Source organism: Pseudomonas sp. SJZ074, assembly GCF_007828215.1.
Classification (GTDB): domain Bacteria; phylum Pseudomonadota; class Gammaproteobacteria; order Pseudomonadales; family Pseudomonadaceae; genus Aquipseudomonas.
Genome location: NZ_VIUE01000036.1, coordinates 1 through 25,825, shown reverse-complemented (window position 1 = coordinate 25,825; position 25,825 = coordinate 1). Strand labels below are relative to the sequence as shown.

Sequence of the window (25,825 nt, the reverse complement as noted above, 5' to 3'; positions counted from 1 at the left end):
CATCAACCCTGAGCCAACCCCAAAAACCGCCGCAACTCCTCGCGTTGGGCCAGCGCATCCTGGCGACCCAGCTCGATCAGTTCGTTGCAATACCCCGCCTCGAACAGCAGATAACTCAACACACTGGCGCCGCTGGTCTTCGTCGCGCCCGGCCCGCGCAGGAATAGCCGTAGCGCACGGGGCAGCTCCTGGCGATGGCGGGCGGCGATTTCGTCAATCGGCTGGCTCGGCGAAATCACCAGCACGTCTACCGGTGCCGCGCCCAGGGTGTGGGCTGGCACATCATCGGGCAGCAAATGACTGAACCCGTTCAGACGCTGAAGCAACTCGATATCGCTTTCCAGACTGTCGATGAAGGTACTGTTGAGCAAGTGCCCGCCGATCTGCGCCAGGGTCGGTTGCAGACCGGTATAGCTGCGCGCCACCGGCTCCGCCGCAGCGGGTCCACGGGGGTTGCCACTGACTCCGATGACCAGCACCCGATTCGCCCCCAGGTGCAACGCCGGGCTGATGGGCGCCGACTGGCGCACCGCACCGTCGCCGAAATACTGCGGGCCGATCTTGACCGGCGCGAACAGCAGAGGAATCGCCGAACTGGCCAGCAGATGCTCGACCGACAACACCGTCGGCACGCCGATCCGACGGTGGCGCAACCAGGCATCAATGGTCCCGCGCCCCTGGTAGAACGTCACGGCCTGGCCGGACTCATAACCGAACGCAGTCACCGCCACTGCACGCAATTGATGTTCTGCGATGGCCTGCTCGATACCCGAAGCCTGAAACTGTGCCTCAAGCAACTCACGCAGCGGGGAGCTGTCGATCAGCGCCACCGGCAACCTGGCGCCTAGGCCGAGCAGGCCATGGCCAAGGAAACGTCTCGCCTGGGCAATAACCCCCCACCAGTCGCTGCGCATGACCTGATGGCTTCGCACCGCCTGCCAGAACGCAGTCAACCGCTCGATGGCCGTCTTGAAGTGCATCGCCCCGCTCGCCAGGCTGACTGCATTGATCGCCCCTGCCGAGGTGCCGACGATCACCGGAAACGGGTTCTGCGCCTCGTCCGGCAACAATTCGGCGATTGCCGCCAATACCCCCACCTGATATGCCGCCCGAGCCCCGCCGCCGGAAAGAATCAAACCTGTGACCGGTTCAGCTGGGATCATCGCAACACTCCGTGCTCAGGGATGGGAACTGCTGGCTCAACCGCGCTTGCCGTACAGCTTCGGCTCGCCCGGCGGACGACTCTTGAAACGCCGGTGGGCCCAGAGGTATTGCTCGGGACAGTCGCTCACCGACTGCTCTACCCACCGATTGATACGGATGCAATCGGCTTCCTCGGTCTCACCTGGAAAATCGTCCAACGGCGCCTGGATCACCAGACGATAGCCGCTGCCATCGGCCAGGCGCTCCTGGACGAACGGCACCACCAGCGCCTTGCCGAGGCGGGCGAACTTGCTGGTGGCGGTCACCGTGGCCGCCTGGATGCCGAACAACGGCACGAACACACTCTGCTTGGCGCCGTAATCCTGATCCGGCGCGTACCAGATCGCCCGGCCGGCACGCAGCAACTTGAGCATGCCACGCACATCTTCACGTTCCACCGCCAGGGAGTCGAGATTGTGCCGTTCACGGCCCCGACGCTGGATGTAGTCGAACAGCGGATTCTTGTGCTCACGGTACATGCCGTCAATGGTGTGCTGCTGGCCAAGCAAGGCCGCGCCGATTTCCAGCGTAGTGAAATGCAGGGCCATCAGGATCACGCCCTTGCCCTCGCGCTGGGCCTGCTTGAGATGTTCCAGACCTTCCACATGAGCCAGCTTGGCCAGCCTCGAACGCGACCACCACCAGCTCATGGCCATTTCGAAGAAGGCGATACCGGTGGAGGCAAAGTTTTCCTTGAGCAGACGCTTGCGTTCCGCCGCGGATTTTTGTGGAAAACACAGCTCCAGGTTGCGCCTGGCGATGCGCCGTCGGTCGCCGGCCACCCGGTACATCAGCGCCCCCAGGACACGACCGACCCGCAACAGCAACGGGTAAGGCAACTGAACGATCAGCCACAACAGCCCCAGGCCGCACCATAGCAGCCAGAAACGCGGGTGAAAGAAAGCACTTCGAAAACGCGGGCGATCCATTACAGCTTCCATAAAGACATGGGCCGCGCATTCTACATCGTTCGACCCGGCTTGCGGCTCGCGGACGATCTCGTTATAAGTCTCGGCACTTTCAGTGACAAGCCGTTGTACGCCGACCATGAGCCAAACCGAATCGCTAGACCAAGATCCCGTGTTCCAGCTGAAGGGCAGCATGCTCGCCATTACGGTGCTGGAGCTGGCCCGCAATGACCTGGAGGGCCTTGACCGGCAGCTTTCGGCCAAAGTCGCCCAGGCGCCGAATTTCTTCAGCAATGCCCCCCTGGTGCTGGCACTGGACAAGTTGCCGGCCCACGAAGGCTCGGTGGACCTGCCGGGCCTGATGCGCGTCTGCCGCCAGCACGGCCTGCGCACCCTGGCCATCCGCGCCAGCCGCATTGAAGACATCGCCGCCGCCATCGCCGTGGACATTCCAGTGCTGCCGCCGTCCGGCGCCCGGGAGCGCCTGTTGGAACCGGTCCCGGCCGAAGCGGCCAAAAAACTGGAAAAACCACCGGAGCCCGAAATCAAGCCGACCCGGGTCATTACCTCGCCGGTGCGCGGCGGACAGCAGATTTATGCCCAGGGTGGCGATCTGGTGGTGGTGTCCTCGGTCAGCCCGGGCGCGGAACTTCTGGCCGATGGCAACATCCATGTATACGGTCCGATGCGCGGCCGCGCGCTGGCCGGTGTCAAGGGCGACACGAAAGCCAGGATCTTCTGTCAGCAATTGAGCGCTGAACTGCTCTCCATCGCAGGGCAGTACAAGGTTTCCGAAGATTTACGCCGCGACCCGCTGTGGGGGGCCGGCGTCCAGGTCAGCCTGTCGGGCGACGTGTTGAACATCATTCGGCTTTAACGGATACTGCCGCATTTTCCAAACATCTCTAAAACTAGCGAAAACGGCTAAAAACGACGCAGGAAAAAGGATCAGGCAGTGTTTACCGGAGGTAAACCCGGCCCCGTGTCCTATTCCAGCCAAGCCTGTCCAATTGCAGCAGTTTTAAAGAGATGTTTTTCAGGGACCGACAACGTCCTTTTTCCTTAGGGGTGAAACACCTTGGCCAAGATTCTCGTGGTTACATCCGGCAAGGGTGGTGTGGGTAAGACCACCACCAGCGCCGCTATCGGTACCGGCCTCGCACTGCGCGGCCACAAGACTGTCATCGTCGACTTCGACGTCGGCCTGCGTAATCTGGACCTGATCATGGGTTGCGAGCGGCGCGTGGTCTATGACTTCGTCAACGTCGTCAATGGCGAAGCGAACCTGCAACAGGCTCTGATCAAGGACAAGCGCCTTGAGAACCTCTACGTGCTGGCCGCCAGCCAGACCCGCGACAAAGACGCGCTGACCCAGGAAGGCGTGGAAAAAGTCCTGATGGAGCTCAAGGAGCAGTTCGAGTTCGTGGTCTGCGACTCCCCGGCCGGTATCGAGAAAGGTGCCCACCTGGCGATGTACTTCGCTGACGAAGCGATTGTCGTGACCAACCCGGAAGTGTCGTCGGTACGTGACTCCGACCGCATGCTGGGCCTGCTGGCGAGCAAATCCCGTCGCGCCGAGAAGGGCGAGGAGCCGATCAAGGAACACCTGCTGATCACCCGCTACCACCCGGAGCGCGTGGAAAAGGGCGAAATGCTCGGTGTCGAAGACGTCAAGGAAATCCTCGCGGTACGCCTGCTCGGCGTGATCCCGGAATCCCAGGCGGTGCTCAAGGCTTCCAACCAGGGCGTCCCGGTGATCCTCGACGACCAGAGCGACGCCGGCCAGGCCTACAGCGATACAGTCGACCGCCTGCTGGGCAAAGACCTGGAACACCGGTTCCTCAACGTCGAGAAGAAGGGATTCTTCGAGCGCCTGTTTGGAGGTAGGTAATGAACCTTTTTGACTTCTTTCGTGCCAACAAAAAGCCCAGTACCGCCTCGGTCGCGAAAGAGCGTCTACAGATCATCGTGGCGCACGAACGCGGCCAACGCAGCACCCCGGACTACCTGCCCTCCTTGCAGAAGGAGCTGGTCGAAGTGATCCGCAAGTACGTCAATATCGGTAACGATGACGTCCATGTCGCACTGGAAAGCCAGGGTAGCTGCTCGATTCTGGAACTCAATATCACCCTGCCGGATCGCTGATCGATCCAGCGGGAGCCACGGCGGCTCGGGCCTCGCCCTTTGTGGGAGCGGGCTTGCTCGCGAAGACGGCGGCACATTCAATGACAATGTGTCCGAACTACCGCTTTCGCGAGCAAGCCCGCTCCACACAGGGATGGGCCCGAGCCGCCGTTGGCGTTTGTACCGAGACTGTTTTCAATGCCCCTTTCCAACATCCACATCATTCATCAGGACGCCGCCGTTCTCGTGGTCGACAAGCCGACCTTGCTGCTGTCGGTGCCCGGTCGGGCCGACGATAACAAGGACTGCCTGATCACCCGCCTGCAGGAAAACGGCTATCCGGAAGCACGAATCGTGCACCGACTGGATTGGGAAACGTCGGGGATCATCCTGCTGGCCCGGGATCCGGACACCCATCGTGAACTGTCCCGTCAGTTCCATGACCGGGAAACCGAAAAGGCCTACACTGCGTTGTGCTGGGGCCAACCGGAACTGGACAGCGGCAGCATCGATCTGCCCCTGCGCTACGACCCGCCGACCAAGCCTCGTCACGTGGTCGACCATGAGCACGGCAAACACGCCCTGACCTTCTGGCGCGTGCTGGAACGCTGTGGCGATTGGTGCCGGGTCGAGCTGACCCCCATCACCGGACGCTCGCACCAGTTGCGCGTGCATATGCTGTCCATCGGCCATCCACTCCTGGGTGACGGCCTTTATGCCCACCCGCAAGCCCTGGCCGCCTGGCCCCGCCTGTGCCTGCACGCCAGCATGCTCAGCTTCACCCACCCGCAAAGCGGCGAACGCCTGCGCTTCGAGTGCCCGGCGCCGTTTTGAAATACGCCACATACTTTTGTGGGAGCGGGCTTGCTCGCGAAAGCGCAGTGTCAGTCACATCAATCCTGGCTGATCCAATGCTTTCGCGAGCAAGCCCGCTCCCACAAAGGTTGCGCGACAAACACAATTTGTTGCCTGCCTGCCATCCTCCCCATCGCCCCCCAATACGGTAAACTCCCGCCCATTGCTGTCTGGAGCTATTTATGCGCGCAGAGTTGAACCAGGGCCTGATCGACTTCCTCAAGGCCTCCCCTACCCCGTTCCATGCCACCGCCAGCCTTGCCCAACGTCTGGAGGCGGCGGGTTATCAGCGCCTCGACGAACGCGAGACCTGGGCCACCGAGGCCAACGGTCGCTATTACGTCACGCGCAACGACTCTTCGATCATTGCCTTCAAGCTGGGTCGCAACGCACCGCTACACGACGGCATCCGCCTGGTCGGCGCCCACACCGACAGCCCTTGCCTGCGGGTCAAGCCCCAGCCTGAGCTGCAACGTCACGGATTCTGGCAACTGGGGGTGGAAGTGTATGGCGGCGCGCTGCTGGCGCCGTGGTTCGACCGCGACCTGTCCCTCGCCGGGCGCGTCACCTTCCGCCGGGACGGCAAGGTCGAAAGCCAGCTGATCGACTTCAAGGCGCCCATTGCCACGATTCCGAATCTGGCCATCCACCTCAATCGCGAAGCCAACCAGGGCTGGGCCATCAACCCGCAGAACGAACTGCCGCCGATCCTCGCCCAGTTCGCCGGCGACGAGCGCGTCGACTTCCGTGCCGTGCTCACTGACCAGCTAGCCCGCGAACACGGCCTGAACGCCGATGTGGTACTCGATTACGAGTTGAGCTTCTACGACACCCAGAGCGCCGCAATCATCGGCCTGCATGACGATTTCATTGCCGGCGCGCGCCTGGACAACCTGCTGTCGTGCTATGCCGGCCTGCAAGCCTTGCTCAACGCCGACTCGGAAGAAACCTGCGTGCTGGTATGCAACGACCACGAGGAAGTCGGCTCCTGCTCGGCCTGCGGTGCCGACGGCCCGATGCTGGAACAGACCCTGCGTCGACTGCTGCCGGAAGGGGAAGAGTTCGTACGGACCATTCAGAAATCCCTGCTGGTTTCTGCGGACAATGCCCACGGCGTACACCCCAACTACGCCGATAAACATGACGCCAACCACGGGCCCAAGCTCAACGCCGGACCGGTGATCAAGGTCAACAGCAACCAGCGCTACGCCACCAACAGCGAAACCGCCGGCTTCTTCCGCCACCTGTGCATGGCCGAAGAAGTGCCGGTGCAGAGCTTCGTGGTGCGCAGCGACATGGGCTGCGGCTCGACCATCGGCCCGATCACCGCCAGCCAGCTGGGCGTGCGCACCGTGGACATCGGCCTGCCGACCTTCGCCATGCATTCGATCCGCGAGCTGTGCGGCAGCCATGACCTGGCGCACCTGGTGAAAGTGTTGAGTGCGTTCTACGCCAGCCGGGAGTTGCCCTGATTACCATCCCTTGTGGCGAGGGGATTTATCCCCTTGCCACAGATAACTCCCGTCACAACAGCGTTGGGTCAAGCTCATCGCGACCTCACACAAAACCCAACTAGACTGACCTTATCGCCCCCGACAAGGCCGTCACCATGATTCCCTCGTCCATCTTCCATGCCATGCTGGTGCCCATCCTCGCCGGGATGATCCTGCTGGCCATCGGCTTCAATTTTCGTGACAAGAATGTCGGGGTCTTCGCCATGTGGATCGGCATGCTGCTGATTCTCGCCACCGTACTGTTCAGGATCATGGCCAAACTCAACCAGTCAATCTGACGCCGCCTCCAGCACGTCCACGCCGACATGAATCGCATCGTGTCGCCAGAACTCCAGGTCGCAGTCGATCAGCCGCTGATGCTGGTCATAATTGACCCGGGCGATCCGTAACCCGGGGCTGCCCACCGAGACCTTCAGCGCCGCCGCGGCTTCGGGCTGTAGGGACGTGGGCACGATTTCGAATTTCACCCGACCGTAGTGCAGGTCGTAATGGCGGGCGTACAACTCGGTCATGGACTGGTTGAGGTCAAACCCGAGGATGTCGGGAAAATACTGTGGGTTCAGGTAATGCTCGACATACAGCACCAGCCGCTCGTCGATGCGCCGTACGCGACAGATCTGGATCACACTCGACAAGGCCGGCAATTGCAGCCAGGCACACACCGCCGCCGAAGCCGGTTGCAGACGGGCCGAGATCACCTGGGTAGAAGGCACCCGTCCCTGGGCGGTCACCATGGCGTGGAAATGGCTGCGCTGCATCAGGTTATAGGCCAGGCGTGGCGGCGACACGAACCAGCCTCGGCGTTCCTCGCGATAGATCTGCCCTTGGGCCTCGAGCTGCAGCAAGGCTTCGCGCACGGTGATGCGCGTGGTGCCGAACAACTCACTAAGCTTGCGCTCGGCCGGCAACTTGCTGCCGGGAGCCAGCAACCCATGGTCAAGCTGCTCCTGCAGGACCTGGCCGATGGTTGTCACCGCTTTGGTTGTCTCAATGCGCATCAGCGTTACCTATCTGGACTAGACCAGCACTGTTTCGGGGCGGAATCGGTCATGCATCGAGCCATTTTCCATCTCTGTAAGCCTAGGCACTGCACATGACTGACAGATGACAGAACCGCCGAACGGTCGATGCTCAGCCGTGCAAATTTGCAGCCAAGTCCTTTCATATCAGCCGTTTAACCATGGTCTACGCTTAGCTATCAGTCACTGCGCGCGAACCGACTCGGTGTCGGTGCATCCACTGCCGACATCAAAATGTCACAGGGCTCGCCTACATTGGCTCAGGTATTGCTGACCTAGACCAACATAACCGCCAACACAACCGCAATCGCAGCGTTGAAAACGCCCAAAGGAGCTTCGGATGAAACAGCTTTTCCTGGCATCACTGTTAGGCTCGACCATCGCCATGTGCACCGCCGCCATGGCCGCTGATACCGATCTGAAAAAGTTGGAAGCCGCTGCGAAAGCGGAAGGCGCCGTCAACAGCGTCGGCATGCCCGATGACTGGGCGAACTGGAAAGGCACCTGGGAAGACCTGGCCAAGACCTACGGGTTGAAACACGTCGACACCGACATGAGCTCGGCCCAGGAAATCGCCAAGTTCGCCGCCGAGAAAGACAACGCCAGCGCCGACATCGGTGACGTCGGCGCGGCTTTCGGCCCGATTGCGGTCAAGCAAGACGTAGTCCTGCCCTACAAGCCAAGCACGTGGGAACAAGTGCCTGCCTGGGCCAAGGATACGGAAGGTAACTGGGCGCTGGCCTACACCGGTACCATCGCCTTCATCGTCAACAAAAAGCTGCTGCACGGTTCCGAAGTACCGACCAAGTGGGCTGATCTGAAGAGCGGTAAGTACAAGGTATCCATCGGCGACGTGAGCACCGCGGCCCAGGCTGCCAATGGCGTGCTGGCGGCGGCCCTGGCCAACGGCGGCGACGAGAAGAACCTGCAACCGGCCCTGTTGATGTTCGCCGAGCTCGCCAAGCAAGGGCGCCTGTCCATGGCCAACCCGACCATCGCCACCATGGAAAAAGGTGAGGTCGAAGTCGGTGTGGTCTGGGACTTCAACGGCCTGAGCTACAAGGCCAAGATGGCCAACCCGGATGATTACGTCGTGCTGATTCCGTCCGACGGCTCGGTCATCTCCGGCTACACCACCATCATCAACAAATATGCCAAGCACCCGAATGCCGCCAAGCTCACTCGCGAGTACATCTTCAGCGACGCTGGCCAGATCAACCTGGCCAAAGGCAACGCCCGGCCGATCCGCGCCGAGCACCTGACACTGCCGGAAGAGGTCAAGGCCAAGCTGCTGCCGAACGAACAGTACAAGCACGTGACGCCGATCAAGGACGCGGACGCCTGGGAGAAGACCTCCAAGGCACTGCCGCAGAAGTGGCAGGAAGAAGTGATCATCAATATGCAGTGAGGCGGTAGTTAGCCCGCTCGGATATCCGATGCAAATCCCTTGTGGGAGCGGGCTTGCTCGCGAAGGCGGTCTGTCAGCCAATGTCAATGTTGAGTGTCAGTCAGCCTTCGCGAGCAGGCCCGCTCCCACACAGGGGCTGCGGTGAATCCGAACTTTCTGGTTCCTGTCCGGAGTCCCGGTACCCATGAAGCAAAACGTCATCCTGGTAGTGCTCGACGGCCTCAACTACGAAGTCGCCCGACATGCCATGGGACATCTGCAGGCTTACGTCAGCGCAGGACGCGCGGCTCTCTACAAACTGGAATGTGAACTGCCAGCCCTGTCCCGCCCGCTCTATGAATGCATCCTCACCGGCGTCCCGCCCATTGACAGCGGCATCGTGCACAACAACGTCTCGCGCCTGTCGAACCAGCGCAGCGTCTTCCACTATGCCACCGAAGGCGGTTTGAGCACGGCGGCCGCGGCGTACCATTGGGTCAGCGAGCTTTACAACGCTTCACCGTTCGAGGCTGGTCGGGATCGTCACACCGACAACCCCGACCTGCCTATCCAGTACGGGCATTTCTACTGGAACGACCACTACCCCGATTCCCATCTGTTCGCCGACGCCGAACATTTGCGTCAGCGCCATTCACCGAACTTTTTGCTGGTGCATCCGATGAACATCGACGATGCCGGCCACAAGCACGGCCTCGACACCCCGCAATACCGCAACAGTGCCCGTTCGGCGGACATCAACCTGGCGGTCTATCTGCAAGGCTGGCTCGACGCCGGTTACCAGGTGTTGGTGACTTCTGACCATGGCATGAACAACGACCGCTCCCATAACGGCCTGTTGGCCGAGGAACGGGAGGTACCGCTGTTCGTGCTTGGAGACAGCTTCAGCTTCGACCCCGCCGCGAAGCCCCGGCAGACCGAACTGTGCGGCACCCTCTGCCAGTTGCTCGGTGTGGCTCACGACAAACCGTATTGCCAGGAGTTGCTCAAGTGAATGCCATGACCCGCGGCAAATGGCTGGCAGCGTTGTGCCTGGTGCCCTTCGCGATTTTCTTCATCGTGTTCCAGATCGCCCCGCTGCTCTGGGTGCTGATCAACAGCCTGGAGTCGGAAGAGTTCGGTTGGGGCCTGGCCAACTTCAACAAAATCTTCAGTTCGAAGTTCTACCTGCAAGCGATCCAGCACAGCCTGGAAATCAGCTTCTGGTCCAGTGTGTTCGGGATCATCATCGCAGTGCTCGGCAGCTATTCGCTGCGCCGGGTCGATTCGAAGCTGCGCAATTTCGTCAACGCCTTCGCCAACATGACCAGCAATTTCGCCGGCGTGCCCCTGGCGTTCGCCTTCATTATTCTGCTGGGGTTCAACGGCAGCATCACCCTCATGCTCAAGCAGGCGGGAATCATCGAAGACTTCAACCTGTACTCGAAAACCGGGCTGATCATCCTCTACACCTACTTCCAGATTCCCTTGGGCGTGCTGCTGCTCTACCCGGCCTTCGATGCGCTGCGCGAAGACTGGCGCGAGTCCGCCGCGCTGCTGGGGGCCAACGGCTGGCAGTTCTGGCGGCACATCGGGCTGCCGGTGCTGACCCCCGCGCTACTAGGTACCTTCGTGATCCTGCTGGCCAACGCCCTTGGCGCCTACGCCACGGTGTACGCGCTGACCACCGGCAATTTCAACGTGCTGCCGATTCGCATCGCCGCCATGGTCTCCGGCGACATCTCTCTCGACCCGAACATGGCCAGCGCCCTGGCCGTGGTGCTGGTGGCGTTGATGACCCTGGTGACCGTCGTCCATCAGTTGCTGCTCAAGAGGAGCTACCATGTCTCGCGCTGAATCGAGCCCTGCCGGCCTCTATCATCGGGCCGTGGTGTACTTGCTGTTCGCCATCCTGTTGCTGCCCCTGGCCGGCACGCTGATCTACTCCATTGCCAGCAGTTGGTCGGCCACCGTGCTGCCCGCCGGCTTTACCTTCAAATGGTACGTGCAACTGTGGAGCGATCCACGTTTTCTCAGCGCCTTCGGCCAGTCGCTGATCGTCTGCGTCGGCGCGCTGGTGCTCTCGGTGGTGCTGATCCTGCCACTGCTGTTCGTGGTGCATTACCACTTCCCGAAACTCGACGCGCTGATGAACATCCTCATCCTGCTGCCCTTCGCGGTGCCGCCGGTGGTGTCGTCGGTAGGGCTGCTGCAACTCTATGGCTCCGGCCCGCTGGCCATGGTGGGGACACCGTGGATCCTGATCGGCTGCTACTTCACCGTCGCCCTGCCGTTCATGTACCGCGCCATCACCAACAACCTGCAAGCCATCAACCTGCGCGACCTGATGGACGCCGCTCAACTGCTCGGCGCCAGCACCTTCCAGGCGGCCTTGCTGGTGGTGTTGCCCAACCTGCGCAAGGGCCTGATGGTGGCGTTGCTGCTGTCCTTCTCCTTCCTGTTCGGTGAGTTCGTGTTCGCCAACATCCTGGTAGGCACCCGCTATGAAACCCTGCAGGTCTACCTGAACAACATGCGCAACAGCAGCGGCCACTTCACCAGCGCCCTGGTGATTTCCTACTTCTTCTTCGTACTGGTCCTGACCTGGGCGGCGAACATTCTGAACAAGGACAAAAGCCAATGAGCTACGTCAGCGTCCAACACCTGCAAAAAGGCTACGCGGGCACGCCGGTGTTCAGCGACATCAATTGCGAAATCGGCAAGGGCGAATTCGTCACCCTGCTCGGACCTTCCGGCTGTGGCAAGTCCACGCTGTTGCGCTGCATTGCCGGACTGACGGCGGTGGATGCCGGCAAGATCCTGCTGGACGGCCAGGACATCGTCCCCCTGAGCCCGCAAAAACGCGGCATCGGCATGGTGTTCCAGAGTTACGCCCTGTTCCCCAACATGACCGTGGAACAGAACGTCGCCTTTGGCCTGCGCATGCAAAAAATCCAGGCCGAAGACAGCCGCCAACGCGTGCAGGAGATCCTGCGCCTGGTGGAACTGCACGATTTCGCCACCCGCTATCCCCATCAACTCTCCGGCGGCCAGTGCCAGCGCGTTGCCCTCGCCCGCTCCCTGGTGACCCGGCCACGCCTGTTGCTGCTGGACGAACCGCTGTCCGCCCTGGATGCGCGAATTCGCAAACACCTGCGCGAACAGATCCGACAGATCCAGCGCGAGTTGGGCCTGACCACGATTTTCGTCACACACGATCAGGAAGAAGCCCTGACCATGTCCGACCGGATTTTCCTGATGAACCAGGGAAAGATCGTACAGAGCGGCGATGCCGAAACCCTTTACACTGCGCCCGTCGACGTTTTTGCCGCCGGCTTCATTGGCAACTACAACCTGTTGGACGCCGACAGCGCCAGCCGATTGCTGCAACGGCCGGTGAACAGCCGTATTGCCATCCGCCCGGAAGCCATCGAGCTGAGTCGCAGCGGCGAACCGGATGCGTTGATCCGCAGCCACAGCCTGCTGGGCAACGTGATCCGCTACCGGGTCGAGGCCCGCGGCGTGGAACTGGTGGTGGACGTGCTCAACCGTTCGGCGGCCGACCTGCATCCCGATGGCGCCCGCCTGGCGCTTTCCATCGAGCCATCGGCCCTGTGTGAGGTAGCCTGATGGTTGTGTTGATTTTGAATTTGAAACTGATCTTGAGAAGGGAAATAGGCTGATGGCCCTGGCAATTTTTGATCTGGACGAAACCCTGATCCACGGCGACTGCGCCACCCTCTGGAGCGAGCAGATGGGGCGCCTGGGCTGGGTCGATCCCGAGTCGTTCATGCGTCGCAACAACGAGCTGATGGATGCCTACAGCCACGGCAAGTTGCGCATGGAGGAGTACATGGACTTCAGCCTGGAACCCATGATCGGCCGCACCCCGGAAGAAGTCGAACACCTGGTGTCGCCCTGGGTGGAAGACTTCATCGAACCGATCATCTTCAGCGACGCCACCAAGACCATCGCCGAACACCGCAAGGCCGGCGACCGGATCCTGGTGATCTCGGCCTCGGGCACGCATCTGGTCAAGCCGATTGCCGAGCGCCTGGGTATTGATGAGATCCTGGCGATCGAGCTTGAAGTGGCCCATGGGGCCTACAGCGGCAAAACCGTGGGCACCCTGACCTACCGTGAGGGCAAGATCGCGCGGTTGCTGGACTGGCTGGACGCAGAGGAAGAAAACCTGGAGGGGGCGAGCTTCTACTCCGACTCGCGCAATGACCTGCCGCTGTTGCAACGGGTGGACCACCCCCATGTGGTGAACCCGGACCCGGTGTTGAAGGCCCACGCCGAACTGGCGGGGTGGCCAATTCACAGCTGGAAATAAGCCGACGTTCACCGGGGGAGCACGGAGCAGCGGCTCTCATGGCATCTGCTCAATAAGGCACGACATACAGCGCACCGGTCACGCTGCTTTCGCCAGGTAATGCACAGGCGAGCGCTTGGCTGTTTTCAGCATGATAGTAAGTGTAATAACCCGCCGGACAAACGCCGCCATGCTCACCGAGCCAATATCTACCACGCGGTAGCGGGAAAGGTCGGGCATACAGGTTCTCCAGCGTCTGGAACTGCCCGCTGCTGTTGATCAGGTATCCGCCGACGGTTCCCAGCCATTGATGGAAAGCCGCAAGACTAGTGAAGGTGCCGGGCACTACGACCCCCAGCAGCCAAGTGTTGCTGACCTGAGCCGTATACGTTGCCGACTGCACCGGCGTGCTCGAATCAGATACGGTGATCACCGCACTACCACGTCTGATTCCTGTCACCTGACCGTTGCCCGAGACCGTCGCCACTTGGGTATTACTGGATGTGTACCGATACGGTGGAGTGCCGCCCACTGCCCGGCGGATCGCGGTGTTGCCGGGTGCCTCAACTCCCGTCGCGGGCCAGGAAGCGAAGATTCTGAAGCCATCCAATGCCAACGGCGTTCGGTCTATGGACAGTGGTCCGCCGGGGAAAAATGCCTGGTCGGCGCTGCGATAGCCAAATCTCGCGTCGCCCGTCGTTGTCGTGGGTAGCGTCAAGATAATAATCGGCAGCCATCGGTCGGTTTCAGCGTAGAAATCACGCTGATATTGCTGGGCACCAGGCAAACCACCCGAAGTGTAGAAAAGCGCTTCGATCGGTAAGTCGCGGCCTGCATTCTGTTCCCAGGTGGCCAGGCGTAATTCGTTCTGGATCGGGCCAAGGACCGGATCGCTACTGCCCAATGTTCGCGCCTCAAGACTGGTGTGAAACGCACGCGCCGCAGCCGTACCCAGTGACGCACGCACATTGAAACCGCATTGGTGAGGTGGCCGTTGCGTCGACTCAACGGATTGAAAATGCGCCAGCCACTGGGTTGCGGTGGTGATCCCCTGGGATTGGCATTCCCGGCTTATGTCCGGATACGTGTAGTACTGTCCACAACCTTTATCGTCCCTATCGAATGTCCAAGCGTCCACGGGAAATGAACACAGGACCTCTGGCTGAACCGCTGTCTGTCCGGAATCCTGGTAAGGGCGAAAGATGAAGCCATTGTTATAGCCATAGACCAGCTTGGTGAATTTCGAATCCTCCCGCAGATACGAGAAGGACACACCGCCGCTTGCCACTGAAAAATGGCTGGGGTTCCAGAAATAATAGGACGTGGAGGGCTTTGTTCCCCTGAACACAACCCCCGAACACAAGTACGCTGGCAAGTTGGAACCGCAATCGAATACTTTTTTATGATAGCGAGCGGTCAGATTGATCGCTGTCACCCTGCCTATTTCATCAGCATCATTCGCGTGCAGCTGTTGTAGATGCTGGGAAGTCGCGCTGCATCCCAGCAACAGCGCAATACCGAAGGCTATGGGCAGTATTTTCTTTACTGTTATTGAGAGCAACATGGCTCGACTCCACTCAGGCGATACTGGGGTCGATTAGATGCGCGAACGCCGGGCCTGCCTACTGTCAGGAACGACAGTTCGGACAGTTGTCTGGTCAATGAAAACGCTTGCGTGCCGCTGTGGTGCGAAACCTTGTGGGAACCGAGCTTGCTCACGATAGTGTCGGCCCCCTCGGCATCGATATTGACTGTGCTGCCGCCATCGCGAGCAGGCTCGCTCCCACAGTTGTTCGAGGCATTCACGAAAGCAGCGTCCAAACGCCGATTCCTTGTGAGAGCGAGCCTGCTCGCGATGGCGGTGGGTCAGTCAACCGGGATGCCAAGGGGGCCGATCCTATCGCAAGCAAGAATCGGCGGAATTGGACATCAACGTCCCTCGCTACTTGAACCGGGTAAAGGCCTTGGCAAGTTCCAGAAGGGCCTTTTCGTCCTGGGTGTCCATATCACCGTCGCCATCGGTGTCGGTCTTGACGTTGACCGTATCGTAGGCGCCGTTCTTTTTTGAAGCCGAGAGAAAGGTCGCGAACTGCAAGGTCTTGCCTTTATAGAATTCCAAGAGAATTTCAGGTGAGCTGTCGCCGACAATATCTTCTTTGGACAGGCGGAGTTCTTTTTTGGCCATCACAACACCTCTTCTGCTAGTGAAACTACCCGCGAGAGATCCATTGCTCTCGAATGCTGGTATTTAGAAGGGCTGGCTCTGCAACGTCTACTGTCAGACCTGACAGGGTGTATATCCATCTACTGTCAGGAATGACAGTAGACGCAGCGCCGCATCCGCCACCTAATATTCAGGTGCGTGGAGGAATACAAAAAAATTAAAAAACTGTTCTTTGCAATTATCGGTAGTTTATTGTCGATGGGTTGTTCGGTCCTGGCACTCGCACAACCTCTCGAAGGGCACGCGATGGCAACCGAACTACGCCGTCGATATGCAGACACCCGAGCAGACTGCGGCACGGTCAACAGGCCGGCTTTCCTGTGCTCGGGGATTATATTGCGCGGCACCAATCATGCGGAGGGAAAACCCTATGATGTCTGGGACCCCAGCGACACGGCGGTGCGTGTAGGAGGCACTTCATTTTCTTATTTACGTTCGGACTTCAATATAAAGCGCCTCGCCTATACCTATGACAAGGGCTATATTTTTTTCCCTAAACTGGAGGCGCCAGCGGATAAAATCTCGATTGAGATCCTGTGCTTTTTCCCTCTCGACGGCGCATCGGATCTGCGTTCCAACAAAGGCTGTGGTGCCCATAAGGACTATCCCGACGTCAGTGTCCCCTGTGGCTTGCAAGGCATCAATACCGCCGAACAGTGGGCTGCCCATTTCGTACAATACCCCTACGGACAGCAACGTTGTGGCTTTGACGTTAGTAAGTCGTCTGCCGTACCAACGGCACCGGTTTTTTATCAGAGTTTATTGACCGCCCCCTTGGTACTCTCCATCGCCTACGACGTACCCAACGACATGAAACTGGAGACCTGGACTCCTGGTATTCCTGGAAAATTGCCGATTGAAGCGTTCATGTATACCCGTGACACGGGTATTGCTTCCGTGCAACACGACCAGAAACGCTTCCATGAGTTGACCGGCATTGTTTTACCCATTATTCGCATCACCCTGGCCAGCACTTACCAAGGGCAAGCGACATTTGAGTACCGCGAGGCCGATCAAGCCATTCTTCCTGAGCCACAAGCCAAACCCGAGCCCAAAGTGCTCAAAACTTATGACGCAGCGGGCAATCATTTGAGAATGAGCGACATCTATACCGACGATCACGTCGATGTGGAAATTCCGCAATACCCAGGCATGGATGGCACCGATACCATCAGGGCACGCTGGCAAGGTCGGGTCAGATACAACAGCAACATTATCGAGGTGGGCAATCCCCCTGGAAAAAGACGGATCCCGATTCCACGCCTGGAGGTCGTCGACAATATCGGCCGTTCGGTTGAGGTCAGCTACTCGGTCAAGGAAAAAGGCGTGGGTGAGACAATAGAATCCGAGAAACTGACCTTGCATATCGACCCTCAGGCAATTCACCCATTACCCGCGCCCAGTTACTCGGCCTCCAAAGTCACCGTGAACTACGGCGGCCAGACCGGCTATTCCGTCAGGGTTCGCTGGGCTGGGGTGACGACCCGGGACACGGAAACACAGGATGTGAAGACCGGCGAAGCCAACGTGTTCGATATTCCCAGTGCCTGGATAACCGAAAACACTGGAAGACCGGTCCTTATCAACTACTCCATCGTTCGTAAAAACAGTGGCGAACAGCGGATGTTCTCTGGGGTGTTAAGGATGACTCCGTAGTCAACGCGGCGCGCATCCAGGTATCCGACAGATGGTGCGCCTTCTTACTTTGACCTGTTATTTCTGACAGTAGACGCAATGCTGTGTCCGCAGGTTAATACACTCCACGTCTGATCAACTCGACACTTCTTCCACGACGGGAGCCCTCATGGACAAGCGCCTTGAACGGTGGACTTATATCAACGCTAGCATAAAGATATTAACGGCCCTCACGCTCGCCGTATGACTTGGTTGCGCAACTCAATCAGCCTCACCACCCGCCGTCCTTCAGACGTCTAACATTTATGAGCACTCCGGTGAGGAAACCGCCAGAAACCTGACCACGGCTTATCACAATACCGCCACCGACTGCGGAACCCCCACTACACCGGCCTTTCTTTGCTCAGGCGTAACGCTACGCATCACTAAAACCAGTAATAATTATGATCCCTGGGATCATAGCGACTTCTCAAGAACGACCGACGCGGTCTCTTTTTCCTATTTAAGAGCCGATACGAAATTTGTCCGCGCGCCCTGGAATGGGGCCAACGGTTTTATCTTCTACCCTTATTTCAGCGCCCCAGCGGAAAAAATCAGACCAGAAGTCATTTGTTACTTTCCACTCGACGGCGCTACTTTTTATCGAGACGCGGCGGGACAGTACGGATGCAGGGACAGCATTGTTCCTCCATACGTGTTCCCTACCAGTAAACCTTGTCGAGAACAAAATGTGACCACCGCGGAGCAGTGGGTGGCTCACTATCAATCGGTTCCTCAATCCAGGAATCCAACGGTGCACTCTTGTGCCTTTATGGTGGAAAGTAACCTGGGCTCTGAAGCAGTAAACGCCTTCAATCAAGCCATCCGGGTACGCTCCTTGATTCCCACCGTAGCCTTCGGAGACCACAACGAACTTCGAATCAAAGCCTGGCCTGAGAATCAGCCAGGGGTATTGCCGATTCAAGCCTTCTTCTATCTCGGCGCCGGGCTGGCAAATGCCCGAATCGACCAACAGAAATATTACGACCGCACCGGAGGCATGGTGGTCCCAATCATTCGCCTGACTTTACCCAGCACCCCCTCGGAGGACGCCACGTTTGTCTATGATGTCGCGGACCAGGCTGTGCTTCCCTCCCACAAGCTTAAACCCAGCGTTCCCAAAACATATAACGCAGCGGGCGACCATCTGAAAATGAGCGACATCTACACCGACGCGCATGTGGATGTTGAAGTACCTCACTACACCGGTATGCATGCAACCGATACCATCAGGGTGCGCTGGCAAGGCCGGGTCAACTACAACAGCGGGATAGTAGAGGTGGGCGACCCGCCCGGGAAAAGATTGATCCCGATCCCTCGTCTGGAAGTCGTCGACAATATCGGTCGATCTATCCAGGTCGGCTACTCAGTCAAGGAGAAAGGTGTTGGTGAGACGATAGAGTCGGCAAGATTGACGCTGCATATCGACCCGCAAGCGGTGGATCCATTACCGGCACCGAGTTATTCCAACTCGAAGGTTAGCGTGAACTACGGCGGTGAGACAGGCTACACCGTCAGGGTTCGTTGGGCCGGTGTCACAACCCACGATACTGAAAGCCAGGATGTGACGTCCGGTCAAGCCAACGTTTTTGACATCCCCAGTGCCTGGATATCCGAAAACAGCGGAAAAACCGTTCTGATCAACTACTCGATTGTCCGTAAAAACAGCAACGAGCAACGAATGTTCTCCCAGGTCCTGAGGGTTAACCTATAGGTCAACCCTTTAGCAGTGTTTTCCACATTCAGGCAGCACGTGCAAGCCTGGGCGCGACGCCCCAGAATCAGCTCAGGCTCTCATCAATCACTAACACCAACTTCCCTGACACCTTGTTACTCGCCAGCTCAGCAAACGCCGCTTCGGCATCCTTGATCGCAAACGTCCTGGCCAGCTGCGGATTCAGGCGTTGATCGGCAAACAACGGCCACACGTGTTGCCTCAACTCGCTGATCAAGTCGGCCTTGAATTGCTCATCGCGGCTGCGCAAGGTCGAGCCGAGCAGTTGGATTCGCTTGCCCAGCACCTGGGCTAGATCGAGTTCAGCCATGCGCCCGCCCATCAGCCCGATCAACACCCAACGCCCGTCAACTGACAAAAGTTTCACATTGAGTTTGGCATAGCTGGCGCCCACCGGATCGAGGATTACGTCAAAGGGCGCGAAGTCGCTCAAGCGCTCGATGTCATCAGCCCGCACCACACCACCCTGGGCTCCCAACGCCTGGCAATAAGCCAGCCGATCCGCCGAACCGACACTGACCCAGCATGGGTTGCCGAACGCCTTGCACAGTTGGATCGCAGCGGAGCCGACGCCACTGGCTCCGGCGTGCAGCAGCACCTTCTCCCCCGGCTTGAGGCCTGCCAGCTTGAACAGATTCAGCCACGCAGTGCTGTAGACCTCAGGCAGCGCGGCCGCTTCAGCCAACGACAGGCCCTCGGGCACCGGCAGTACGTGCCCGGCATCGACCACCACTTCCTCGGCCATGCCGCCGCCGGCGAGCAAGGCACACACGCGGTCGCCCACCTGCCAGGCCGAGCCCGGCCCAACCTCGCTGATGACCCCGGAACACTCCAACCCTAGAACGTGGCTGGCCCCGGGAGGCGGCGGATAAAGTCCGGCTTTCTGCAATAAATCGGCCCGATTCAGGCCGGCAGCCGCCACACGAATGCGAACTTGCCCTACATCGCACGTAGGACTTGGCTCATCAGCCCATACCACTTGGCCTTCAACGCCTTGCAATGCTTTCACGGTGCCTCCATAGTGAGTCTCGACTGGGCCCGCTGCTGTAACGCCGGGCTTTCTTGCATTTTGCGCCCGGGCCACATGGAACCGGCGACTTCAAAGACGGCCTAATATGCGTTATCAATTGTCCCTGCGTCGAATCAGTATGAAGCACCTGTTCCCCAGCACCGCCCTCGCACTTGTCATTGGCCTCGGTCTGTTGCCAATGTCGAGCGATACGTTCGCAGCCAACAGCTGGGACAAGCTTCAACCCGATCGCGACGAGGTGATTGCCAGCCTTAATGTCGTGGAGTTGCTCAAACGTCATCATTACAGCAAGCCACCGCTCGATGACGCGCGCTCGATCATCATCTATGACAGCTACCTGAAGCTGCTTGATCCGTCGCGCAGCTATTTCATGGCCAGCGACATTGCAGAATTCGACAAGTGGAGAACCCAGTTCGATGATTTCCTCAAGAGCGGCGACCTGAACGCCGGGTTTGTCATCTACAAGCGTTACCTGGACCGCGTGAAGGCGCGCCTGGATTACGCCATTGCCGAGCTGAACAAAGGCGTCGACAAGATCGATTTCAGCACCAAGGAAACCCTGCTGGTCGACCGCAAGGACGCCCCTTGGCTCAAAAGCACAGCCGAACTCGATGATCTGTGGCGCAAGCGCGTCAAGGACGAAGTGCTGCGCATGAAGATCGCCGGCAAGGACCCCAAGCAGATCCAGGAAACCCTGACCAAGCGCTACAAGAACCAATTGGCTCGCCTGGAGCAGACTCGCGCCGAAGACATCTTCCAGGCGTACATCAACACCTTCGCCATGTCCTACGACCCGCACACCAATTATCTGTCGCCGGATAACGCGGAAAACTTCGACATCAACATGAGCCTGTCCCTGGAAGGCATCGGCGCGGTCCTGCAAAGCGATAACGACCAGGTGAAAATCGTGCGCCTGGTACCGGCGGGCCCGGCCGACAAGACCAAGCAGGTCGGCCCGGCGGACAAGATCATCGGTGTCGCCCAGGGCAACAAGGAAATGGTCGACGTGGTCGGCTGGCGCCTGGACGAAGTGGTCAAGCTGATCCGTGGTCCGAAAGGCTCGGTGGTGCGCCTGGAAGTCATTCCGGCCAGCAATGCGCCGAACGACCAGACCAGCAAGATCGTGGCCATCACCCGTGAAGCGGTGAAACTGGAAGAACAGGCCGCGAAGAAGTCGATCCTCAACCTGAAACAGGACGGCAAGGACTACAAGCTCGGCGTGATCGAGATCCCGGCCTTCTACCTGGACTTCAAGGCGTTCCGCGCCGGGGATCCGGATTACAAGAGCACCACCCGCGACGTCAAGAAGCTGCTGACCGAGCTGCAGAAGGACAAGGTCGACGGCGTCGTCATCGACTTGCGCAACAACGGTGGCGGCTCCTTGCAGGAAGCCACCGAGCTGACCAGCCTGTTCATCGACAAGGGCCCTACCGTGCTGGTACGCAACGCCGATGGCCGGGTCGATGTACTCGAAGACGAGAACCCGGGCGCGTTCTACAAAGGGCCGATGGCCTTGCTGGTCAATCGCCTGTCGGCGTCGGCCTCGGAGATTTTTGCCGGTGCCATGCAGGACTACCACCGGGCGTTGATCATCGGCGGCCAGACCTTCGGCAAGGGCACCGTGCAGACCATCCAGCCGCTGAACCACGGCGAACTGAAACTGACCCTGGCCAAGTTCTACCGGGTGTCCGGCCAGAGCACCCAGCACCAGGGCGTGCTGCCTGACATCGATTATCCGTCGATCATCGACACCAAGGAAATCGGCGAAAGCGCCCTGCCCGAAGCCATGCCGTGGGACACCATCCGGCCGGCGATCAAACCGGCGGTGGACCCGTTCAAACCGTTCCTAGCCCAGCTCAAGTCCGATCACGATGCCCGCACTTCCCAGGATGCCGAGTTCGTGTTCATCCGCGACAAGCTGGCCCTGGCGCAGAAATTGATGCTGGAAAAAACCGTCAGCCTCAACGAAGCCGACCGTCGCGCCCAGCATGCAGACATCGAGGCCAAGCAACTGGCGATGGAAAACCTGCGTCGCAAGGCCAAGGGCGAAGAGCCGCTCAAAGAGCTGAAGAAAGAAGACGAAGACCTGATTACCGAGCCGGAAAAGACCAAGCCGGAAGACGATGCGTACCTGAGCGAGACCGGGCGAATCCTGCTGGATTACCTGAAACTCAATACAGCCGTCGCCAAGCAGGGATGATGGCCATTTAATGGTAACTCTCGTCGGAGTGTCATCAAACTGACATCAGTCTGTCGTGAAATACAGGACTGGGCGCCCAATGCGGCACCCGGTCCTTTTTTTATCGCCAGAGATCGCCATGACCACGACCGAACAGCTGAGTGCGTTGAGTTCAATCCTGACTCAAAGCGGTTTGCACAGTCTGTTCCAACCGATCGTGTGCCTGTCCGAACGGCGCATCCTGGGTTACGAAGCCTTGACCCGCGGGCCGTCCAACAGCCCCTTGCACTCGCCCATCGCCTTGCTCTCCGTGGCCCGCCAGGCCGGACGCCTCAGTGAACTGGAACTGGCCTGCCGACGCAGCGCCTGCCAACGTTTCAACGAGCAACAACTGCCGGGCAAACTGTTCCTCAATGTCTCGCCCGAGTCGCTGCTGGAGTCGGCGCACCAGACCGGACGCACTTTGCAACTGCTGCAGGACTTCAGCATCCCACCCAGCCAGGTGGTGATCGAACTGACTGAACAGACCCCCATCGATGATTTCCAGCTCCTGCAGAATGCGCTGCACCATTACCGGGCCATGGGTTTCTCCATCGCCCTGGATGACCTTGGCGCCGGTTATTCGAGCCTGCGGCTGTGGTCCGAACTGCGTCCTGAATATGTGAAGATCGACCGGCACTTCATCGACGGCATTCACCAGGATGCCCTCAAGCGCGAATTCGTCGGCTCGATCCTGAAGATCGCCCGAACGTCACGTTCCCAAGTGATTGCCGAGGGCATAGAACTGCCGGAAGAACTGGCGGTGCTGATGGAAATGGGCGTCGATCTGGTTCAGGGATATTTGCTCGCCCGCCCCCAGGAACAGCCGTCACGGGATGCCAAGGCGCTGATGCCCCGGCAGGACAGCGGCGCGGTGCCGTTAAGCGATGAGATCAACGACCTCAGCGCCCTGCTCAACGAACAACCGGCCATGTCCCATGACACCCCCACGGCACGGGTCCTGGACGCCTTTCGGCGCCAGGCCAACCTCAACTCCCTGGCCGTGCTGGACAACCAGAACCGCCCCTGCGGCATCGTCCACCGCCATTCGCTCTCGGACGCCTTGCTCAAACCCTTCGCCACCGACCTGTTCGCCCGCAAACCCATCAGCCGCCTGATGAGCGATGATTTCCTGGCCGTGGAACTGAGCCAGTCGCTGCAGCAAGTCAGCCGCCTCATCACCAGCCGCGCCCGGCAACGCATCGAAGAAGACTTCATCATCACCCTCAACGGTCACTACCTGGGACTGGGCCGGGTGATCGACGTGCTCAAGCTCATCACCGAACTGAAGATCCAACAGGCCCGCTACGCCAACCCGCTGACCCTGCTGCCGGGCAACGTCCCGATCCAGCAATGCCTCACCCGCCTGCTGCAACAGCGACAGGAAGCGGTGATCTGCTACGTCGACATCGACAGCTTCAAACCCTTCAACGATATCTATGGCTACGGCCGGGGCGACGAAGTCCTGCTGTGCCTGGCCCAATGCCTGAACGAACGCATCGACCCCAGCCGCGACTTCGTCGGCCACATCGGTGGCGACGACTTCCTTCTGGTCCTCGGCCCGGAAGACTGGCGCAAGCGCCTGAATCAACTGCTCAGCGACTTCCAGACCCATTGCCGCCGGTTCTATCGGCCGGAGCATCTGGAGGCTGGGTGCTTCACGGCGTTGAACCGGCAGGGGGTTCGGCAGGAGTTCGCGTTGTTATCGTTGTCGATTGGGGTGGTGCATCTGAGGTCGGACGCGTGTGGAGGGCTGGATGCGAGCCAGTTGGCGGAACTGGCTTCGCAGGCTAAGCATCATGCCAAGGAGGTGCCGGGGGGGAGTTTGTATTTGGTGGAGGCTGAGGGAGTCGAGCCTATTGGAGCAATGGTATAAAGTAGGCTATTACCAAGTGGATGGATCTTCGAGCGCGGCTTTGTTGATATCTTGCTTCCATTCTTCGCTTGCCAATTCATATATATCCTCAAAAAAGCTACGTGGTGTATGGATGCCAGATGCCAACCAAGGCGAGGCTGAAGATTCATTTGCCTCATAGTCATACTCAAAAAGCGCACCAAAATCATAAAGTTTATCCGCCAACGCCTCCTCCAACTTTTTCAAAAGCAGAAACTTATGCCTATACGACAAATACTCCTGCTCTTTAATTATGTAATTTTTAATTATAATTTGTCGATCCGCCGTACTATTTGGATCAAGCTTTAGCAGCTCCTCTCTAAAAAAATTATCTTTATATTCTGTATCTATGCCAGCCAAGAGCGAGTCAACAGTTGGCCGGTAAGGCAACTCAGTAAAGGGGGCGAGCAACATAATTAACTCCATTTCTCGACTAGCTTAGTCAACAGGAAAAGCAGTAAACGGTTTATCCGTTTGAATTTTGTCAAATTTTACTTCTGCACCGTTCATGTGCTCATTCAAGATAGGATTGGCTCTATCTCTTCTGTTGGGTTTGTATCCCCTGCCGGCGCCAGACATTTCCATCCTAACAATAGGGTTTTGTTTTCTGTCGAAGCCCGTATGCGCGGGTAGCCCCCGAGCCTTTCTTGTAAGTGCTTCATTTAGTGCATGCATCTGCATCCTCCAACTTTTAAATTGGGAGCTGGAACTCACGGGGCCTATTTGTCCGCTTATCGTTGGATGACTCCCGTCAATTGGCCGCTGCCTTATCGCTCTATCTGTTATCTCGGGATTGTGCTTGGCGATAGTATGCATGCCATATTTCCTCTCATACTCCTCTACACGTCGCTTAGCATTCGCCTCCGCTAACTCATCAATCCGAGCCCGCCGCTGCTCCGCCGTCATCGGCAGCTGCGGCTCCCCCTCATCCACCCCAACCTTGGCAGCCGGATCCTGCTCCCCAACTGCCGGCCTACACCCACCCTTCCCCGGACAATCCACCAACCCCAACGGATCCACCCACCCCGTCGGGTTCAGGGTGTACCGATACCCATTGAGCCCACCCGCCAGTTTGCTCGGGTCAGGCGTCAGGTAGCGGCCCGTTTCCGGATTGTAGTAGCGGTGCCGGTTGTAGTGCAGGCCGCTTTCCAAGTCATGGTATTGGCCCTGGAAGCGCAGCGGTTGTTCCAGCTGTTCGCCGCCGCCGTGCTCGATCGCACGGACCTTGCCGTAGCCGTGGTAACGCGCCGACCAGACAATCTGGCCGCCGTAGTTGGTCAGTTCCTGGGGTGTGCCCAGGTGGTCGAGGTGGTAGTAGAACGGGCAGGCGTTGAGGCCTTTGCCGTCGAGCAGTGCCAGCGGCCGGAAGGTGCCGGGTTCGTAGAGGTAGCTGCGGTGGTGCTGGCGGCTGCTTTCGGCGACGAGTTGGTCGCCTTGCCAGAAGAACTCGGTGGTCAGGCCGGCCACGGTCTTGCTGATGCGTCGGCCGAAGGCGTCGTAGCGGTAGGACGTTTCGCGGCCGTCCGCCGTGGTGACGCCGATCAGGCGGTGTTGGCTGTCGTAGCGGTATTCGGTGACGAGGACCTGGGCCTTGCCGCGGCGTTCGCGGATCAGGTTGCCGAAGGCGTCGTAATCGTAGTGGCGGTCGCCCTCCATCAGCAGGCGGTTGCCCTTGAGGGTGGTCGGGCCGGGGCGGTCCTGCATCAGCAGGTTGCCGGCCGGGTCGTG

General features: G+C 59.2%; 24 protein-coding genes. 16 read left to right on the top strand and 8 right to left on the bottom strand.

Annotated elements, in window-relative coordinates; genetic code table 11:
* Positions 1–2: 2 nt before the first annotated feature.
* Both FBX99_RS25690 and FBX99_RS25685 read right to left on the bottom strand, forming a co-directional pair.
* Positions 3–1,163: a patatin-like phospholipase family protein gene (locus FBX99_RS25690; RefSeq protein WP_145133326.1), complete on the bottom strand. Its 1,161-nt coding sequence runs from the start codon at positions 1,161–1,163 to the stop codon at positions 3–5.
* A 36-nt stretch (positions 1,164–1,199) separates the two neighbouring features.
* Positions 1,200–2,132 (bottom strand): lipid A biosynthesis lauroyl acyltransferase, encoded by a 933-nt coding sequence (locus FBX99_RS25685; RefSeq protein ID WP_144929637.1) that lies wholly within the window; start codon positions 2,130–2,132, stop codon positions 1,200–1,202.
* Between the two features lie 118 nt (positions 2,133–2,250).
* Here FBX99_RS25685 and minC point away from each other — a divergent pair, with 118 nt between their 5' ends.
* The 6 genes from minC (at position 2,251) to FBX99_RS25655 (ending at position 6,882) form a co-directional block, all read left to right on the top strand.
* Complete coding sequence (gene minC, locus FBX99_RS25680) at positions 2,251–2,988, top strand: septum site-determining protein MinC (RefSeq protein ID WP_145133323.1); 738 nt, start codon at positions 2,251–2,253, stop codon at positions 2,986–2,988.
* Between the two features lie 201 nt (positions 2,989–3,189).
* Complete coding sequence (gene minD, locus FBX99_RS25675; RefSeq protein WP_024779631.1) at positions 3,190–4,002, top strand: septum site-determining protein MinD; 813 nt, start codon at positions 3,190–3,192, stop codon at positions 4,000–4,002.
* Entirely contained in the window at positions 4,002–4,256 is a 255-nt protein-coding gene (gene minE, locus FBX99_RS25670) for a cell division topological specificity factor MinE (protein ID WP_007960071.1), read from the top strand. Before minD ends, minE begins: the two co-directional genes overlap by 1 nt.
* Before the next feature lie 177 nt (positions 4,257–4,433).
* On the top strand, positions 4,434–5,069 hold the full coding sequence (locus FBX99_RS25665) for an RluA family pseudouridine synthase (protein WP_144929639.1): 636 nt from the start codon (positions 4,434–4,436) through the stop codon (positions 5,067–5,069).
* Between the two features lie 203 nt (positions 5,070–5,272).
* Positions 5,273–6,562 (top strand): M18 family aminopeptidase, encoded by a 1,290-nt coding sequence (locus tag FBX99_RS25660; RefSeq protein ID WP_144929640.1) that lies wholly within the window; start codon positions 5,273–5,275, stop codon positions 6,560–6,562.
* Between the two features lie 137 nt (positions 6,563–6,699).
* Positions 6,700–6,882 (top strand): hypothetical protein, encoded by a 183-nt coding sequence (locus FBX99_RS25655; protein WP_144929641.1) that lies wholly within the window; start codon positions 6,700–6,702, stop codon positions 6,880–6,882.
* On the opposite strand, the gene FBX99_RS25650 is transcribed toward FBX99_RS25655, so the two are convergent.
* On the bottom strand, positions 6,874–7,602 hold the full coding sequence (locus tag FBX99_RS25650) for a UTRA domain-containing protein (protein WP_047700546.1): 729 nt from the start codon (positions 7,600–7,602) through the stop codon (positions 6,874–6,876). The genes FBX99_RS25655 and FBX99_RS25650 overlap by 9 nt on opposite strands.
* A 361-nt stretch (positions 7,603–7,963) precedes the next feature.
* Here FBX99_RS25650 and FBX99_RS25645 point away from each other — a divergent pair, with 361 nt between their 5' ends.
* From FBX99_RS25645 to FBX99_RS25620, 6 genes are all read left to right on the top strand, one after another.
* Positions 7,964–9,031 carry an ABC transporter substrate-binding protein gene (locus tag FBX99_RS25645; RefSeq protein WP_144929643.1) on the top strand — a complete coding sequence of 356 codons (1,068 nt, stop codon included), beginning with the start codon at positions 7,964–7,966 and terminating at the stop codon, positions 9,029–9,031.
* A 184-nt stretch (positions 9,032–9,215) separates the two neighbouring features.
* Positions 9,216–10,022, top strand: a complete 807-nt coding sequence (locus tag FBX99_RS25640) for an alkaline phosphatase family protein (protein WP_145133320.1) — start codon at positions 9,216–9,218, stop codon at positions 10,020–10,022.
* A 5-nt stretch (positions 10,023–10,027) separates the two neighbouring features.
* Positions 10,028–10,864, top strand: a complete 837-nt coding sequence (locus FBX99_RS25635; protein ID WP_178112077.1) for an ABC transporter permease subunit — start codon at positions 10,028–10,030, stop codon at positions 10,862–10,864.
* Positions 10,851–11,651: an ABC transporter permease gene (locus FBX99_RS25630; protein ID WP_047700543.1), complete on the top strand. Its 801-nt coding sequence runs from the start codon at positions 10,851–10,853 to the stop codon at positions 11,649–11,651. Before FBX99_RS25635 ends, FBX99_RS25630 begins: the two co-directional genes overlap by 14 nt.
* Positions 11,648–12,637: an ABC transporter ATP-binding protein gene (locus tag FBX99_RS25625; protein ID WP_144929646.1), complete on the top strand. Its 990-nt coding sequence runs from the start codon at positions 11,648–11,650 to the stop codon at positions 12,635–12,637. The genes FBX99_RS25630 and FBX99_RS25625 overlap by 4 nt, the downstream gene beginning before the upstream one ends.
* Positions 12,638–12,689: 52 nt before the next feature.
* Complete coding sequence (locus FBX99_RS25620) at positions 12,690–13,343, top strand: HAD family phosphatase (protein WP_144929647.1); 654 nt, start codon at positions 12,690–12,692, stop codon at positions 13,341–13,343.
* A 49-nt stretch (positions 13,344–13,392) separates the two neighbouring features.
* Here the strand turns inward: FBX99_RS25620 and FBX99_RS25615 are convergent, their stop codons facing one another.
* On the bottom strand, positions 13,393–14,886 hold the full coding sequence (locus FBX99_RS25615) for an Ig-like domain-containing protein (protein WP_145133318.1): 1,494 nt from the start codon (positions 14,884–14,886) through the stop codon (positions 13,393–13,395).
* 378 nt (positions 14,887–15,264) lie between these two features.
* Positions 15,265–15,507 carry a hypothetical protein gene (locus FBX99_RS25610; protein WP_145133316.1) on the bottom strand — a complete coding sequence of 81 codons (243 nt, stop codon included), beginning with the start codon at positions 15,505–15,507 and terminating at the stop codon, positions 15,265–15,267.
* Between the two features lie 177 nt (positions 15,508–15,684).
* On the opposite strand from FBX99_RS25610, the gene FBX99_RS25605 reads away from it, so the two are divergent.
* Both FBX99_RS25605 and FBX99_RS25600 read left to right on the top strand, forming a co-directional pair.
* Positions 15,685–17,202: a hypothetical protein gene (locus FBX99_RS25605; RefSeq protein WP_145133314.1), complete on the top strand. Its 1,518-nt coding sequence runs from the start codon at positions 15,685–15,687 to the stop codon at positions 17,200–17,202.
* Positions 17,203–17,932: 730 nt separating this feature from the next.
* Positions 17,933–18,934 carry a hypothetical protein gene (locus FBX99_RS25600; RefSeq protein WP_145133312.1) on the top strand — a complete coding sequence of 334 codons (1,002 nt, stop codon included), beginning with the start codon at positions 17,933–17,935 and terminating at the stop codon, positions 18,932–18,934.
* 67 nt (positions 18,935–19,001) lie between these two features.
* On the opposite strand, the gene FBX99_RS25595 is transcribed toward FBX99_RS25600, so the two are convergent.
* Positions 19,002–19,964 (bottom strand): zinc-binding dehydrogenase, encoded by a 963-nt coding sequence (locus FBX99_RS25595; RefSeq protein WP_145133309.1) that lies wholly within the window; start codon positions 19,962–19,964, stop codon positions 19,002–19,004.
* A 139-nt stretch (positions 19,965–20,103) separates the two neighbouring features.
* On the opposite strand from FBX99_RS25595, the gene FBX99_RS25590 reads away from it, so the two are divergent.
* The gene (locus tag FBX99_RS25590) at positions 20,104–22,185 is read left to right on the top strand and encodes a carboxy terminal-processing peptidase (RefSeq protein WP_178112075.1); all 2,082 of its coding nucleotides are present in this window, start codon (positions 20,104–20,106) and stop codon (positions 22,183–22,185) included.
* A 118-nt stretch (positions 22,186–22,303) separates the two neighbouring features.
* Complete coding sequence (locus FBX99_RS25585) at positions 22,304–24,079, top strand: bifunctional diguanylate cyclase/phosphodiesterase (protein WP_145133305.1); 1,776 nt, start codon at positions 22,304–22,306, stop codon at positions 24,077–24,079.
* Positions 24,080–24,088: 9 nt separating this feature from the next.
* On the opposite strand, the gene FBX99_RS25580 is transcribed toward FBX99_RS25585, so the two are convergent.
* Entirely contained in the window at positions 24,089–24,511 is a 423-nt protein-coding gene (locus FBX99_RS25580; protein WP_145133303.1) for a hypothetical protein, read from the bottom strand.
* A 24-nt stretch (positions 24,512–24,535) separates the two neighbouring features.
* The coding region (locus FBX99_RS25575) for an RHS repeat domain-containing protein (protein WP_145133301.1) at positions 24,536–25,825 on the bottom strand (1,290 nt) is incomplete at its 5' end.

Excerpts from the sequence above, each read along its gene's own strand:
- FBX99_RS25690 (WP_145133326.1), bottom strand. The coding sequence starts at position 1,163 with ATGATCCCAGCTGAACCGGTCACAGGTTTGATTCTTTCCGGCGGCGGG.
- FBX99_RS25685 (WP_144929637.1), bottom strand. The coding sequence starts at position 2,132 with ATGGATCGCCCGCGTTTTCGAAGTGCTTTCTTTCACCCGCGTTTCTGG.
- minC (WP_145133323.1), top strand. The coding sequence starts at position 2,251 with ATGAGCCAAACCGAATCGCTAGACCAAGATCCCGTGTTCCAGCTGAAG.
- minE (WP_007960071.1), top strand. The coding sequence starts at position 4,002 with ATGAACCTTTTTGACTTCTTTCGTGCCAACAAAAAGCCCAGTACCGCC.
- FBX99_RS25665 (WP_144929639.1), top strand. The coding sequence starts at position 4,434 with ATGCCCCTTTCCAACATCCACATCATTCATCAGGACGCCGCCGTTCTC.
- FBX99_RS25660 (WP_144929640.1), top strand. The coding sequence starts at position 5,273 with ATGCGCGCAGAGTTGAACCAGGGCCTGATCGACTTCCTCAAGGCCTCC.
- FBX99_RS25655 (WP_144929641.1), top strand. The coding sequence starts at position 6,700 with ATGATTCCCTCGTCCATCTTCCATGCCATGCTGGTGCCCATCCTCGCC.
- FBX99_RS25650 (WP_047700546.1), bottom strand. The coding sequence starts at position 7,602 with ATGCGCATTGAGACAACCAAAGCGGTGACAACCATCGGCCAGGTCCTG.
- FBX99_RS25645 (WP_144929643.1), top strand. The coding sequence starts at position 7,964 with ATGAAACAGCTTTTCCTGGCATCACTGTTAGGCTCGACCATCGCCATG.
- FBX99_RS25640 (WP_145133320.1), top strand. The coding sequence starts at position 9,216 with ATGAAGCAAAACGTCATCCTGGTAGTGCTCGACGGCCTCAACTACGAA.
- FBX99_RS25635 (WP_178112077.1), top strand. The coding sequence starts at position 10,028 with ATGACCCGCGGCAAATGGCTGGCAGCGTTGTGCCTGGTGCCCTTCGCG.
- FBX99_RS25630 (WP_047700543.1), top strand. The coding sequence starts at position 10,851 with ATGTCTCGCGCTGAATCGAGCCCTGCCGGCCTCTATCATCGGGCCGTG.
- FBX99_RS25625 (WP_144929646.1), top strand. The coding sequence starts at position 11,648 with ATGAGCTACGTCAGCGTCCAACACCTGCAAAAAGGCTACGCGGGCACG.
- FBX99_RS25620 (WP_144929647.1), top strand. The coding sequence starts at position 12,690 with ATGGCCCTGGCAATTTTTGATCTGGACGAAACCCTGATCCACGGCGAC.
- FBX99_RS25615 (WP_145133318.1), bottom strand. The coding sequence starts at position 14,886 with ATGTTGCTCTCAATAACAGTAAAGAAAATACTGCCCATAGCCTTCGGT.
- FBX99_RS25610 (WP_145133316.1), bottom strand. The coding sequence starts at position 15,507 with ATGGCCAAAAAAGAACTCCGCCTGTCCAAAGAAGATATTGTCGGCGAC.
- FBX99_RS25590 (WP_178112075.1), top strand. The coding sequence starts at position 20,104 with ATGAAGCACCTGTTCCCCAGCACCGCCCTCGCACTTGTCATTGGCCTC.
- FBX99_RS25585 (WP_145133305.1), top strand. The coding sequence starts at position 22,304 with ATGACCACGACCGAACAGCTGAGTGCGTTGAGTTCAATCCTGACTCAA.
- FBX99_RS25580 (WP_145133303.1), bottom strand. The coding sequence starts at position 24,511 with ATGTTGCTCGCCCCCTTTACTGAGTTGCCTTACCGGCCAACTGTTGAC.